Source organism: Mesorhizobium sp. WSM4311 (genome assembly GCF_002295115.1).
Lineage (GTDB): Bacteria > Pseudomonadota > Alphaproteobacteria > Rhizobiales > Rhizobiaceae > Mesorhizobium.
Map to the genome: position 1 here is coordinate 21,205 of NZ_NSFV01000004.1, position 12,028 is coordinate 33,232.

Annotated in this window: 12 protein-coding genes and 1 tRNA gene; 9 read left to right on the forward strand and 4 right to left on the reverse strand. The window is 60.3% G+C overall.

The features are described 5' to 3' along the window. The first annotated feature begins 60 nt into the window (after positions 1-60). On the forward strand, positions 61-1,947 hold the full coding sequence (locus tag CK226_RS10940) for an acyltransferase family protein (protein WP_095791876.1): 1,887 nt from the start codon (positions 61-63) through the stop codon (positions 1,945-1,947). A gap of 97 nt (positions 1,948-2,044) precedes the next feature. Beyond that, positions 2,045-2,118: transfer RNA gene (locus CK226_RS10945), tRNA-Gly, on the forward strand. A gap of 788 nt (positions 2,119-2,906) precedes the next feature. Here CK226_RS10945 and CK226_RS10955 read toward each other — a convergent pair. Together CK226_RS10955 and CK226_RS10960 are read right to left on the reverse strand one after the other, a co-directional pair. Next, on the reverse strand, positions 2,907-3,044 hold the full coding sequence (locus tag CK226_RS10955; RefSeq protein ID WP_348628961.1) for a hypothetical protein: 138 nt from the start codon (positions 3,042-3,044) through the stop codon (positions 2,907-2,909). Between the two features lie 132 nt (positions 3,045-3,176). After that, a complete protein-coding gene (locus CK226_RS10960; RefSeq protein ID WP_095787315.1) occupies positions 3,177-3,476 on the reverse strand; it encodes a DUF1236 domain-containing protein in 300 nt (99 codons plus the stop codon). A gap of 184 nt (positions 3,477-3,660) precedes the next feature. Here CK226_RS10960 and CK226_RS10965 point away from each other — a divergent pair, with 184 nt between their 5' ends. From CK226_RS10965 to CK226_RS11000, 4 genes are all read left to right on the forward strand, one after another. Further along, positions 3,661-4,056 carry a hypothetical protein gene (locus CK226_RS10965; RefSeq protein WP_095791877.1) on the forward strand — a complete coding sequence of 132 codons (396 nt, stop codon included), beginning with the start codon at positions 3,661-3,663 and terminating at the stop codon, positions 4,054-4,056. A 173-nt stretch (positions 4,057-4,229) separates the two neighbouring features. After that, positions 4,230-4,517, forward strand: coding sequence for a hypothetical protein (locus tag CK226_RS35345; protein WP_245437727.1), 288 nt, complete (start codon positions 4,230-4,232; stop codon positions 4,515-4,517). A gap of 368 nt (positions 4,518-4,885) precedes the next feature. Then, entirely contained in the window at positions 4,886-5,167 is a 282-nt protein-coding gene (locus CK226_RS10985; protein WP_095787349.1) for a hypothetical protein, read from the forward strand. Between the two features lie 570 nt (positions 5,168-5,737). Further along, positions 5,738-5,947: a hypothetical protein gene (locus CK226_RS11000; protein WP_095771897.1), complete on the forward strand. Its 210-nt coding sequence runs from the start codon at positions 5,738-5,740 to the stop codon at positions 5,945-5,947. 258 nt (positions 5,948-6,205) lie between these two features. Here CK226_RS11000 and CK226_RS11005 read toward each other — a convergent pair whose 3' ends face one another. Together CK226_RS11005 and CK226_RS11010 are read right to left on the reverse strand one after the other, a co-directional pair. Further along, positions 6,206-6,550: a protamine-2 (modular protein) gene (locus tag CK226_RS11005; protein ID WP_095771977.1), complete on the reverse strand. Its 345-nt coding sequence runs from the start codon at positions 6,548-6,550 to the stop codon at positions 6,206-6,208. A 105-nt stretch (positions 6,551-6,655) separates the two neighbouring features. Next, on the reverse strand, positions 6,656-7,645 hold the full coding sequence (locus CK226_RS11010) for a LysR family transcriptional regulator (RefSeq protein ID WP_095771976.1): 990 nt from the start codon (positions 7,643-7,645) through the stop codon (positions 6,656-6,658). Positions 7,646-7,956: 311 nt separating this feature from the next. On the opposite strand from CK226_RS11010, the gene chvE reads away from it, so the two are divergent. The 3 genes from chvE to mmsB all read left to right on the forward strand — a co-directional run bounded on the left by chvE (position 7,957) and on the right by mmsB (position 12,007). Next, complete coding sequence (gene chvE / locus CK226_RS11015; protein ID WP_095771896.1) at positions 7,957-9,030, forward strand: multiple monosaccharide ABC transporter substrate-binding protein; 1,074 nt, start codon at positions 7,957-7,959, stop codon at positions 9,028-9,030. Between the two features lie 161 nt (positions 9,031-9,191). Then, positions 9,192-10,724: a multiple monosaccharide ABC transporter ATP-binding protein gene (gene mmsA / locus CK226_RS11020; RefSeq protein WP_095787313.1), complete on the forward strand. Its 1,533-nt coding sequence runs from the start codon at positions 9,192-9,194 to the stop codon at positions 10,722-10,724. Beyond that, complete coding sequence (gene mmsB / locus CK226_RS11025) at positions 10,721-12,007, forward strand: multiple monosaccharide ABC transporter permease (protein ID WP_095771894.1); 1,287 nt, start codon at positions 10,721-10,723, stop codon at positions 12,005-12,007. Before mmsA ends, mmsB begins: the two co-directional genes overlap by 4 nt. Positions 12,008-12,028: the final 21 nt, after the last annotated feature.

Consider the following 12,028-nt stretch of genomic DNA (forward strand, 5'->3'; position numbering starts at 1 on the left):
GAGGAGCATGTCAGGTTCCGCCGCACGGCTGCCAAGGGCCACGGCGTACGGACCCGCCGAATGAACTACAGGCGTGATATTGATGGCCTGCGGGCCGTTGCGGTGCTGCCCGTCGTGCTCTTCCATTTCGGCGTATCGGCCATTCCCGGCGGCTTCACCGGTGTCGATATCTTCTTCGTCATATCGGGCTATCTGATCAGCGGCAGCCTGCTCGACGACCTCGAGCGCGGCCAGTTCTCGATCGGCCGCTTTTACTGGCGCCGCGCGCGGCGCATCCTGCCGGCGCTGACCTTCGTCATCCTGCTCGCCAGTGTCGCCGCCTGGTTCATCCTCCTGCCGTCGGATCTCCACGAGTACAGCCTCAGCGTGATCGCGGCCTCGACCTTCTGGTCGAACATCTATTTCTGGAAAACGACCAACTATTTCTCCATCGACGCGGAACTACGGCCGCTGCTGCACACATGGTCGCTTTCGGTCGAGGAGCAGTATTACATCTTCGCACCGGTCCTGGTGTATCTGATCTACCGATACGCCTCGAAGCGCTGGCTGACGATATTGCTGCCGATTGCCGTAGGCAGTTTTGCCCTGGCGGTCATGGCAACCACGCTGGCGCCGACCGCCGGCTTCTACCTGTTGCCGACGCGCATCTGGGAGCTGGCGCTGGGCGCCATGCTGATGCTGAGAAAGCCGCCGGCGCTTGCCAGCCGTCCGCTGACTGAACTGATCGGGCTGGCCGGTTTTGGCCTGATCGCCTTCGGCTTTCTGACGATTTCGGAAAGCGATCCGTTTCCGGGCTACAATGCCCTGTTTCCCTGCATGGGAACGGCGCTGCTCATCTATGCTGGCCAGCCCCATGCGGACAGGCCGGTCCCCGTCGCCACGCAGGTGCTGCGGCTCGCACCGCTGGTGTGGATCGGCCTTATCTCCTATTCGCTCTACCTCGTTCACTGGCCGATCAATTCGTTCGTCCACTATCTCTCGCTCAAGGCCATCGGCGTGCCGACGATCATGGCGATGATCGTGGCAAGCGTCGCGCTTGCCACGTTCTCGTGGAAATATGTCGAGCAGCCCTTCCGCCAGAAGCGAGCCTTCACCGCCCCCCTGCCCATCTTCGCCTTCTCGGCCGCGGCGATCGCCCTGCTGTGCGTCGGCGGCCTGGCCGGTGCGCTGGGCAAGGGTTTTCCGCAACGGTTCCCGGATTTCTCGACGGAACGGGTCCTGGTGGGTGACTGGCGCAATGGCGTCTGTTTCAACGAGGGCGCGAGCCGGATCGAGAACTGGAACCTCGCCGACTGCACCCGAACGCACGGCTTTCCCACCAATGTGCTGCTGTGGGGCGATTCCTTCGCCGCGCACTACGTGTCGGGGCTGGAAGCCAATGCGCAGAAAATCCAGGCCAATATCATCCAGTATACCTATGCCGGCTGCCCGCCCAATCTGAGCTACTTTTCCTATGCCCGGCCGGCCTGCACGCGTTTCAACGAACGGGCGTTGTCGATCATCCACGATGCCAACATCCAGGCGGTGATCCTGAGCGGCCGGTGGACCGACTATCAGGCACGGGGCTTCGACGGCCTGCAGAAGACAGTCGACCGGCTGCGCGACATGGGCGTCAAGGTCTATGTCATCGGCCAGTCTCCGGAGTTCATCGCCGACGTCCAGAAAATCGCCTTCTTCGCAAGAAGGGAGCACGTCGCGAACACATCCTGGCCGATGGCCATGGATCCGGACATCAACAAGCAGGTGCTGCCATTCGTCAAAGGGGCGACTTTCATCGACCCGCTGGCCTATCTGTGCGACGCGGCCGGCTGCTCCTATGCCGACGCCGGCACCAGGCAGTTTCTCTACTTCGACTACGGTCATTTCTCGTCCGCCGGCGCGACGCTCGCCATCTCGAAATACTGGCCAAGCTTTGCCGCCAGCAACAAAGTCGCCAAGGCAAAATAGGAATCACGGCCAGCGCCGAGGACCAGCGAAAGCGTTTGTTCGAGGGAACCGCTTTGCGATTGCCCGAAGGCCGAACCTCATGGTAACGAGGGCACGCGCGGGTATGATGTAATGGTAGCCTGTCAGCTTCCCAAGCTGAACGCGCGGGTTCGATTCCCGCTACCCGCTCCAGCTTGCGGACAGGGACCGCAACTCCTGAGCCTGTCTGATTGAAATTGGGATTGGTTTCCGCCACGTCGCGTCTCCTGGGGCGGGAGCGCAATGCGGTCTCTTAACCGGGCGCGCCTTTTGCTGGTTGCACCCGATATCATTCAAACTGGCGTAAAGATTCGGTCAGGCAACTCTATTCTTGTAAGGACGCGCTTGCCCGCATTCCTGATCGCCTGTTCGAATGATGCCAGCCTCTTGGGTTCGGCGCATTTTTGCCCCAGCCGGCGGCAACCCACATACCCCAACAAACCGCCGGTTAGGCCCGGCTGCTGACCAAGTGCCCCAATCGTCAACCGCCGGGCCGCCAGGGCTTATGCTCCATGCAGAGGAAAGCGCGGAATTGGTCGATCCGCCTGGCGTGATGGCGCGACGCCGGCGCCATGCTGGTGCCGGTTTTTCAGGTAGCCCGCAAAGATCGACAGCTTCTTTTCATAACCTATGCGCACCATAGCTTTGCAGCTGTCGCATCTGAAGCTTCCGATTGTGCGGAGCCAGGAACCAGGCCTTGCCATAGGGTGTGAGCAGGCCGGACAGTGGAACTCCATCGTCACGTCGCTCAGTTCATCGCACAAAGCCATTTCCGTATTTCTCCCAACCGGTGTCCCATTGAGAACAAACAAGAGTGGCGGAAAATGTTCCAGGCTGGGCCTTCTGGCGGATCGGGAAGGGACTTCAGTCCTTTGATGGAGGCCGGACTTGACGCCCCAGCGGTCGATCGCGGTCCACATGAGCCCCGGGAACAGGCCGCTTCAACCGACATGCGGGTCGACAAGGAACGACGCGGCAATCAGGTCGTCGCCCTCGATACGCCCGTGGACATCCTCCAGAAGGGCAGCCACCTTCTGGAATGTCTCGATCTCGCCGTCTGTAATGTTCGCTTCGAGCATTCGGGTCTTGAGATCGACGACGCGCGACGCCAAAGCCTCGGAATTCCCAACCTCACGATGTGACATGGTGATACCTATCGCAATTCCTCGTAAAGCCCGCCGCCAATGAAGGCGACGAGCTGTTACATCAGATCAGTTGTAGACCTTGATGATCTTACGCGTGCTCGGTTCCACAAGAACCGTCCGGTTGTCGATCACAACGTAGCGGTATTTGACGTTCGGAACCTCGTGCAACTCGACCGTATCCGGCAGAGCTGTGCCGACGTTGAGTTCCACTCCCGGAAGCTTGACGGAAGCCAGCGGCTGCTTCTTCACGTATTCGCGTACTACGGTATCCTGCTCAGGTGTGATGACAACATCCTCCGCGGCCACTGCGCCAACGCCGGCAAGCAGGACGAGCGCCGCCGCGGCGCTGGTTAGATGCATTCTCATAATTTTCTCCTCTTGTAATCTGACGACAGCGGGACCTTCCGCCCGCCGCTGTTCCGAACTTACCGCCAGCGGCATGGTTCCCTGACGGCGGACTTCAGTCGGATACTGGTCGGACCAAAGGCCCATCTTACTCTCGCGCGGCCCTTTGGAGGGAACTTAAGTCAGGAAAGACGCTTAGTGGCCCATGGGCACACATGGCGTTGAAATCTTCGCCAAACCGGTTTCACCGGACCATCTATCCGATGATCCGTTGGTGGCGACCCATATATCAAACAGGATTTTAGAGGCGGCTGAGAATTCCGAGACAGCGGCGAAGTCAGAGCGGGCAGGGGCGACTGAGGCGACTGAGGCGACTGAGGCGACTGAGGCGACTGAGGCGAACAAAACTCCACGTATCGGAGCGGTAGGAAACAAAGACGAGGTATTGCACAATGAAATTTCGAACCCTCTAGTCCGGATGATCCTGACAGCCTACCGCAGTGACTTTTTCCCCATCCTTTTACTCCTTGCGAACTATACGCTGTTTGCGTTGGGTGCGGCTCTGTTCGTTCTTCTAGTGTGGATCGTGTATGCTGCCTAGAAAGGCGCAAAATAGGGTGCCGTCAATCGGAGCTTCCTAGAAGGACTTTCCAGCCCGCATCCTGGCCCGAGCAATGGCAAGCTGTGTTTCCGTCCTCGCGTACGTTGTCTGGGCCATGTTGTCAGCCGCGATAGTAGCCCCAAAAGTAATGTTATCAGTGACTTATATCACGATTGGCTAAAAGCTCGACAAGGCTGGCCTTGAAGGAATGGTATCGAAGCGCCGCGACAGCAAGTCCGCGGCGGCCCGTCGACGACTGGCTGAAGGCGAAATGCTACCCGGTCGATCAATACGAGTTGCTCGGCGTCGAGCGCAAGGCTCGAAGGCCGGCCTTTGCCCTGATGGCGGATCGGGCGACCGGCCGCTATGTCGGGTCGGCCTTCATCAATTCCAGCCGGCCATCCGCGAGCGGCTATGGAAGCGGGTCCAGGAACATGCCGGGCCGCCGCCGAAGGGGATGAGGCGGCCGGCGACGCAATGGGTCAGGCCTGACTTGATCGGCCGCGTGAAGCGCGTACGGGGCGACCTCCGCCACGCTTCGCAGCAGGATTTCCGTGAGGAATGAGCATGCGAGGTAGCTACCATTGGATATCGGACCATTTATCCGACGATCCGATCAGTGACCACGTACTGTTGATCATTGAAATGGCTGTGGATGCGAAACGGGCGGCTGAGGCCAGGCATTCCTGGCGAAGAGATCGATGAAGAAATTGGCACGATCTACAGATTCATGATGCAGGGATTGCGCTAGTGGAGCGCTGGGAACCGAGTTCGGTAATCCACGTTTTTTCCCAAGGTCATGCTGAATGACCCAACGACGGAGGAAACAATGAATATCAAGATGCTCACAATGGGCGCGATGGCGCTTGCGATGATGACCGGTTCGGCTCTTGCCGCCGGCAACACATCTGCACTCGACGATCCGGCAAAGATGTCGCCGTTCTTCACCGATGCCGGCATGAAAACTTTGAAGACGGAAAAGGATTTCAAGGCCGCATGGACGGCCATGAAACCCGATGAACAGAAAGCGGTGTTGAAAGATTGCGGCGATACCACGCTCAACAAGTCGCACGCAGATTTCTGCGCCATGGCAAAGAAGATGGGCGGCTGAATCTAGACTGGACTCGAAGGCGGGCCTAGGTCCGCCTTCGAGTAACGGCGGCTCGTGTCGTGCCTACAATTCCTCAGCTATAAAGGCTTCCCGGCCCGCATCATGGCCCGAGCAATGGCAAGCTGTGTCTCCCTCCTCGCGTCCTTTGTCTGGGCCATGCTGTCCGCCGCGATGGGTAGCAAAAAAATGTAATGTTATCAGTGTCTTATGTCACGATTGGCTAAAGGCCCGACAAGGCTGGCCTTGAAGGAATGGCATCGAAGCGCCGCGACAGCAAATACCACAGGCGAAATGCTACTCGGTCGACGAATGCAAGCTGCTCGGCGTCGAGCGCAAGGCTGGAAAGCCGGCCTTTGACCTGATGGCGGATCGGGCGACAGGCCGTTATGTCGGGGGCCATCCGAGAGCGGTTGTGGGAGCGCGTCCGGGAGCACGCCGGGCCGGGGCCGAAGGGCATGAAGCATCCGGCGACACAATGGGTGAAGCCCGCAATCATCGGCCGGATAAAGCACTTGCGCGGCGAAGAAGACTTACGGCATGGTTCCCTTCAGGATTTGCGGGAGGAAGATCATGCCAATTCGGCGAAAGGCGACTGAAGCCGGCATTTTCGACGCAACCGAATTGGCACTCTTCGGCAGGGTTTTCGACAAGCTGAAACTTGAGCATCCGCCACCGGACACCCTCGACATGATCGCATCGCGGGTTATCGCAAATTATATGGCCGGCATCAAAGACGAGGCTGAACTCGTCTCGCTTTCGCGATGGCCGCTCGGTCGCTAGGAATCGTCGAGGCGGCCCGGCAGCCTTCAGGTTGACACAGGATGACTAGCCGGGCCGCGCCGGCCGTTTGAGGAAGCCGGGCGAAGAGCCAAAATCCTACTCTCCTGTCGTCTCATTTCAATTGAAAATGAATGTACGATTTTTACGGTGTTGTGATTACCTAAAGCAACTTGCCCGCGCGCATCATGGCCCGGGCAATGGCAAGCTGTGTCTCCGTCCTGGCACGCAGCGGTGGCCGGCCTTTTCGTCAACGGGTCGTCACAGCCAGACGCGGAGCCACACCCGCTCGCGCCAGCAACGCACATGACGGCGTCCATGGCGCCAATACCGACGGCAAACCCTTCTCCAGCCGCGGCGCCGCCGCCGCCTCTCTCCGTAATAGCGATCTCCGTAGTAGCGATGATGCCAACGACGGTGAGAGACCTTTTCCACTTCGAGGTCGTCATCGCCTTCGAAGACAGCCGGATCCGGCTTGTCTAGTTCATCGAGAATTCCGTCGCCCTGAGGAATGCCGGCAACCGCGCTGCCAGGTCCGGCTATGCCCGCAAACGCCACGGCTCCCGCAACGCCCAGCATTCCTGTAAGAAACAACCGACGTTCCATCAAAACCTCCCGAGTTGTTGACATCGGCACCTCGTTCCCTCGCCCTAAACGAGCTCCAGCGAGCATGCCGTTTGGCCTGAACGTGTGACTGCACTTCTTGTTCCATCACCCCACTTCGCGCAGGATGAAATCGTGCAGCATCTTGGCGGCCGGCGACAGCGCGCGATTCCTGACCGTGATCAGGCTGTAGGGCCTGACCTCGATGTCGAACTCGGTCTGGACGACATCGATGGCGCCGGCGAGTCCGTCGGGATTCTGGATGAATTTCGCCACCTGCACCGAGACCGGCGCGATGGCGTCGGACTGCGCTACCATGACCAGCGTCAGGAGCAGCGAACTGGTGTTGAGGATCCGGTCCGGCAGCGCGATGTTGCGGTTGAGGAAATTGCTCTCCATCGCCTGACGCAAGGGCGAGCCGCCCGACTGGAAAACCCAGTCATAGGCGGCAGTGTCTTCCAGCCGCACCACACTGCCCCTGGTCAGCGGGTGGCCACGACGCACGATCAGGCAGGCTTTCTCGACGCCGATGACACGCGATTCGAACAGCCGCGGATTGAGATCGTCGGGGATGCGCGCAATGATGAAATCATGGCGCGAGGCGATCAGTTCGCGCGCCAGCACATTCGAGGTCTCGACCTGCATGGTGATCTCGATGCGTGGATAGATGCGGCGGATTTCGCGGATCGCCGGCACCGCCAGTTCGATCGCCGGCGCCGTCACCGCACCGAGAAACACGGAACCGCCCTTGCCCGCCTTGAGCTCGGAAATCTCGCGATCGACCTCGCGCATCTCCAGCAGGATCGAACGCGCACGCCTGGCCAAGGCCTTGCCGTAGGGCGTGAGCGTGATGCCGCGCGGCAGCCTCTCGCACAGCTTGACCGCGAGCACCGCCTCCATCTCGGCAATCATGCGCGATGCCGCCGGCTGCGAAATGTTCATGACCTGCGCCGCCGCGCTCACCCGACCGTGATCGTCGAGCGCGACGATCATGCGCATATGACGCAGGCTGAGGCCGCTGCGCAGCAGGGTTTCGCCATCGCCTGGGGTCTCGTTGTAATCATTTGAACCCGCAGCCGGATTCCGTAACGCCGCCATGGTTTTTCCTGCCTCCGCCCGCCGCCCGCAGGCATTTGCCAGCAGCCCGTCAAGCGTCATAACATATACCACTTGCGGTATAGCAACCATCAAAGATCGCATTTGACAGTTATGGCAAAAGGACGGCAACGTCAGCCCGTTCCGAGACGCAACGGTCGCCAACGATAAAATCGTATCGATTGAAATCAGCGGCTCGGGGCCATGGGAGGATACCGGAGATCGATATGACGGCAGCAGTGCGTCGGCACTTCTGCACGATTGCGCGGCCCGCGACCCCCGGGGTGCTGCGTCCATCAACCAGGGAGAGTTACGTGAAAATCATCAAGACACTGGCCGCAGTCGCGGCGCTTGGCATCGCTGCCATGACCTATTCGTCGGCGCACGCGGCCGACAAGGGTCTCGTCGGCGTGCTGATGCCGACCAAGACTTCGCAGCGCTGGATCAATGACGGCGACGCCGTCAAGTCCCAGCTCGAGGCTCTCGGCTACACCGTCGACCTGCAATATGCGCAGGACGACATCCCCAACCAGCTCAGCCAGCTGGAGAACGAAATCACCAAGGGCCCGAAGGCGCTGATCATCGCCTCGATCGACGGCACCACCCTGTCGGATGCGCTGCAGAAGGCCGCTGACGCGGGCGTCGTCGTCGTTGCTTATGACCGCCTGATCAAGAAGACCGCCAATGTCGACTATTACACCACCTTCGACAATTTCGGCGTCGGCGTGATCCAGGCGAATTCGCTGGTCAAGGGCCTCAAGGAGCGCTTCCCGAACACCAAGCCGTGGAACGTCGAACTGTTCGGCGGCTCGCCCGACGACAACAACGCCTTCTTCTTCTACAACGGTGCGATTTCCGTCCTGCAGCCGCTGATCGACGACGGCTCGATCAAGATCAAGTCCGGCCAGACCGGTATGGACAAGGTCGGCACGCTGCGCTGGCTGGCGGCAACCGCCCAGGCGCGTATGGACAACCTGCTGTCGGCCAACTACTCGGACGGCAGCCGCGTCGATGGCGTTCTGTCGCCCTATGATGGCCTGTCGCGCGGCATCACCGCCTCGCTGCGCGCCGTGGGTTACGGCACGGCCGCTCAGCCCTGGCCGATCGTGACCGGTCAGGACGCCGAGACCGCCTCGGTCAAGCTGATCATCTCGGGCGAGCAGTATTCGACCGTGTTCAAGGACACCCGCGAACTGGCCAAGTCGACCGTCGAACTGGTCGACAAGGTGCTCTCGGGCGGCAAGCCTGACGGCCTCGACACCAAGACCTACAACAACGACGTCAAGGTCGTTCCCTCGATCCTGCTGACGCCGCATGATGTCGACAAGTCGAACTACCAGAAGCTGGTCGTCGACTCCGGCTACATCAAGGCCGAAGACCTGAAGTAATCTCTGTTACGAAGTCTGGGGTCCTGCGCGACGCAGGGCCCCTTTTCGTTCACAAGCGACCCCGGTATTGTTACTGCCGGCCTAGAGCAATTCCAGGAAACGCGCGTAACGCTTTCCCCTGGGAATTGCGTAAAAACAAGAAAGTCTAGGAGCTTGCCCTGATGACCTCGACGATTTTGGAGATGCGCGACATCACCAAGACGTTTCCCGGCGTGAAGGCGCTGTCGAATGTCAACCTCAGCGTCGAGGAAGGCGAAATCCACGCCGTGGTCGGCGAGAACGGCGCCGGCAAGTCGACGCTGATGAAAGTGCTGTCGGGCGTCTATCCCGCGGGCACATATGAAGGCCAGATCATCTTTCAAGGCCAGGAATGCCAGTTCAAAGGCATCCATGACAGCGAACACAAGGGCATCGTCATCATCCACCAGGAGCTTGCGCTGGTGCCGATGCTGTCGATTGCCGAAAACATTTTCCTCGGCAACGAACACGCCAAATACGGCATGATCGACTGGGACGCCAACGAGGCGCGCACCAGCGCGCTGTTGAAGAAGGTGGGCCTCAAGGAGGACCCCAAGACGCTGATCACCAATATCGGCGTCGGCAAGCAGCAGCTGGTCGAGATCGCCAAGGCGTTGAGCAAGGAAGTCAAACTGCTGATCCTCGACGAGCCGACCGCATCGCTCAGCGAGAAGGACAGCCAGGCGCTGCTCGACCTTTTGCTCGAGTTCAAGCGGCAAGGCATGACCTCGATCCTGATCTCGCACAAACTCAACGAGGTGAACCGGGTCGCCGACAAGGTTACCGTCATCCGAGACGGGCGCACCATCGAGACGCTGGCCAAGAAGGATATCTCGGAAGACCGAATCATCACCTCGATGGTCGGCCGTTCGCTCGACGACCGCTATCCGCCGCGGGAACCAAAGATCGGCGAGGTCGTCTTCGAAGTGAAAAACTGGTCGGTCTATCACCCGATTCATGCCGAACGGCAGGTGATCAAGGGCATCGACATCAATGTGCGCAAGGGCGAGGTGGTCGGCATAGCCGGGCTGATGGGCGCCGGCCGCACCGAATTCGCCATGAGCCTGTTCGGCCGCTCCTATGGCCGCCACATCAGGGGCGAGGTGCTGCTCAAGGGCAAGCCGATCGATGTCTCGTCCGTGAGCAAGGCGGTCGAACACGGCATCGCCTACGTGACCGAGGACCGCAAGACTTACGGTCTCAACCTGATCGACCATATCAAGCACAACATCACGCTTGCCAATCTCGGCGGCGTGTCGCGTCACAGCGTGATCGACGATCTGGGCGAACTCGCCGTTGCCAACGATTATCGCAAGAAGACCAACATCCGCGCTTCGAGCGTCTATCAGATGACGGGCAATCTTTCCGGCGGCAACCAGCAGAAGGTGGTGTTGTCGAAATGGCTGTTCGCCGATCCGGATTTGCTGATCCTCGACGAGCCGACGCGCGGCATCGACGTCGGCGCCAAGTACGAAATCTACACGATCATCGCGCGTCTTGCCTCGGAGGGTAAGGCGATCGTGGTCATCTCGTCGGAAATGCCGGAATTGCTCGGCATCACCGATCGCATCTACGTCATGAACGAAGGCCGCATCGTCGGCGAAATGCCCGCGGCGGACGCAAGCCAGGAAAAAATAATGCGCGCCATCGTTCGGGGAGAAGGAAAAGCAGCATGAGCACCGACAGCGCCCCCGCCCCGCAGGGCAACATCGCCGAGGACCAGCGTCCACGCATTGCCGTCTCGGCGCTGACGACGAACCTGCGCGAATACGGTCTCATCATCGCGCTGATCGTCATCATGCTGTTCTTCCAGTTCACCACGTCGGGAACGCTGTTCAAGCCGGTCAACCTCAGCAATCTGGTGCAGCAGAACTCGTTCATCATCGTGATGGCGCTGGGTATGCTGCTGGTCATCGTTTCCGGCTATATCGACCTCAGCGTCGGCTCGGTCGCCGGTTTCATCGGCGCCCTGGCGGCAAACATGATGGTCATCTGGCAGCTCGGGCCGCTCAGCAATCCGCTGGTGGTTTCGATCGTATGCCTCATCGTGGGCGGCCTGATCGGTGCGGCGCAAGGCTATTGGATCGCCTATCACCGAATACCGAGCTTCATCGTGACATTGGCCGGCATGCTGATCTTCCGCGGCATCTGCCAGGCGCTGCTGGGCGGCGGCTCCTCGGTAGGCCCCCTTCCAGACGGCTTCAAGGCGCTGAGCTCCGGCTTCATCCCGGACGTTATCGGCCCGCTGACGTTGATCCCGCCCACGGTGAACGCCGCCGGCAAGACCATCGTGGGCAGCGGCCTGACGCTGCACATGACGACGGTCGTGCTCGGCCTGATCGCCGTGCTGGCCTATGCCTATTTCGGCGTGAGGACACGACGCAAGCGCGAACGCCACGGCTATGAAGCCGAGCCCTTCCCCCTGTTCGTCGTCAAGACGCTGGTCGCCAGCGCGCTGGCGCTGTTCCTGGTCTATGAGTTCGCCAGCTACAGGGGCCTGCCGGTGGTGCTGCTGGTCATGGGCGTGCTGATCTCGCTGTTCGTCTTCGTCACCAAGCGCATGACCATCGGTCGCCGCATCTACGCCATGGGCGGCAACCCCAAGGCGGCGCAGCTGTCTGGCATCAACACCGAGCGGCTGACGCTGCTGGTGTTCATCAATATGGGCGTGCTGTCGGCGCTGGGCGGCCTGATCATCGCGGCTCGCCTTGGCCAGGCCGTGCCGGCGGCCGGTCTGGGCTCAGAGCTCGACGTCATCGCCGCCGTCTTCATCGGCGGCGCCTCGGCGATGGGCGGCGTCGGCCAGGTCATCGGCGCCGTGGTCGGCGGCTTCATCATGGGCGTGATGAACAACGGCATGTCGATCATGGGCGTCAATGTCGACTGGCAGCAGGTGGTCAAAGGTCTGGTCCTGCTCGGCGCCGTGATCTTCGACGTCTACAACAAGAACAAGGCCTGACAGGAACAATTCCAGGAAAGC

Excerpts from the sequence above, each read along its gene's own strand:
- CK226_RS11010 (WP_095771976.1), bottom strand. The coding sequence starts at position 7,645 with ATGGCGGCGTTACGGAATCCGGCTGCGGGTTCAAATGATTACAACGAG.
- CK226_RS10960 (WP_095787315.1), bottom strand. The coding sequence starts at position 3,476 with ATGAGAATGCATCTAACCAGCGCCGCGGCGGCGCTCGTCCTGCTTGCC.
- CK226_RS10965 (WP_095791877.1), top strand. The coding sequence starts at position 3,661 with ATGGGCACACATGGCGTTGAAATCTTCGCCAAACCGGTTTCACCGGAC.
- mmsB (WP_095771894.1), top strand. The coding sequence starts at position 10,721 with ATGAGCACCGACAGCGCCCCCGCCCCGCAGGGCAACATCGCCGAGGAC.
- mmsA (WP_095787313.1), top strand. The coding sequence starts at position 9,192 with ATGACCTCGACGATTTTGGAGATGCGCGACATCACCAAGACGTTTCCC.
- CK226_RS11005 (WP_095771977.1), bottom strand. The coding sequence starts at position 6,550 with ATGGAACGTCGGTTGTTTCTTACAGGAATGCTGGGCGTTGCGGGAGCC.
- CK226_RS10955 (WP_348628961.1), bottom strand. The coding sequence starts at position 3,044 with ATGCTCGAAGCGAACATTACAGACGGCGAGATCGAGACATTCCAGAAG.
- CK226_RS10940 (WP_095791876.1), top strand. The coding sequence starts at position 61 with ATGAACTACAGGCGTGATATTGATGGCCTGCGGGCCGTTGCGGTGCTG.
- CK226_RS11000 (WP_095771897.1), top strand. The coding sequence starts at position 5,738 with ATGCCAATTCGGCGAAAGGCGACTGAAGCCGGCATTTTCGACGCAACC.
- CK226_RS10985 (WP_095787349.1), top strand. The coding sequence starts at position 4,886 with ATGAATATCAAGATGCTCACAATGGGCGCGATGGCGCTTGCGATGATG.